Source organism: Idiomarina sp. UBA4206 (genome assembly GCF_002383015.1).
GTDB lineage: Bacteria > Pseudomonadota > Gammaproteobacteria > Enterobacterales > Alteromonadaceae > Idiomarina > Idiomarina abyssalis.
Genome location: NZ_DFTS01000007.1, coordinates 21,482 through 22,642 on the forward strand (window position 1 = coordinate 21,482; position 1,161 = coordinate 22,642).

Annotated in this window: 1 protein-coding gene; it reads left to right on the forward strand. The window is 47.6% G+C overall.

What is annotated here, in order from left to right:
• A partial coding sequence (locus B3180_RS00870) for a BatD family protein (RefSeq protein WP_286842368.1) occupies positions 1 to 1,161 on the forward strand: 1,161 nt, incomplete at both ends.

Below are 1,161 nucleotides of genomic sequence, written 5' to 3' on the forward strand. Positions count from 1 at the left end.
AAGCTGAAAATGCAGATGTTCAGCAAATAGGCAGAGATGAAGAAAGTACACAGATGGTTAATGGCCGCCGCTACAAGGTTTATCAGCGGGTTTATCAAATAACGCCCAGCAAATCAGGTCCCTTAAGTATCACAGGGGCACGCTTTGATGGAGAAGTCTTTACCCAGGGACAACGCTCAATATTCTCTTCGTTTTCCAACACTCAGCCCGTTAGCACAATAGCAGAAACAATAGATGTTAACGTCAAACCTGTTCCGGCTAACTGGCAGGGGCATTGGTTACCGAGTGAATTAGTCAGTATCTCTCAGTCGGTTTCACCAGAGCAGGAAACCTACACCGTTGGTGAACCTCTGACTATTTCATACATGTTAACTGCTATTGGCGTAAAGCCAGAGCAACTGCCGGAAATAAAACCTGAGTTTCCAGATACGGTAAGAGTGTACCCTGATGGCGACGAAACCGACCAGTTTACACGCAACGGTGTTGTGATTTCACAAAAGACCGTCAGCTTCGCAATTGTACCGAATCAACCGGGTCCGCTGAGCATCCCGGCGCTTGAAGTTCCATGGTTCAATACCAAAACGGGGCTAGCAGCCTCGGCTGAAACTGATGATCTGAAGTTTTCAGTCGCTATGGCTGAAGGTATGCAAGCAATCCCTGAGGGAAATCAACCCAGTGGCGCAGCAGCGCCGCAAAAGCAAAGTGCGGAAGAAAAACCGGTTGAACCTGCGAAGCCTTCATTCGCCCTGGTTTGGTGGCAGCAAAGTTGGTTCGTTGCCCTGTTAGGACTTATTATACTGGCATCGTTAGCTACCAATCTTTTCCTGCTGGTGCGTCGCCAATCATTATCAGAAGGTGCGGTAGAAGAGACGTCTAAAACGGCCCACCAGCTCAACAAAGATAAGCTATGGAGAGAGTTTCAACAGGCCTGCAGTAAAAACGATGCCCATGCAGCCCAAACTGCATTGCTTGAATGGGCAAACCGGTATTTTAACCGAACCTTTAATAGTTTAACGGAATTATCTCAGTACCTTTCAATACAAAGCTCCTGTGCTGCTCTCCAAAAGAGTTTGTATCAGCCAGGAAGCAGCAGCTGGCGGGAAGGCAAGAAGCTGTACAAAGACGTTAAGTCCTCTTTAGAGAGGCTATCTGATACGACAG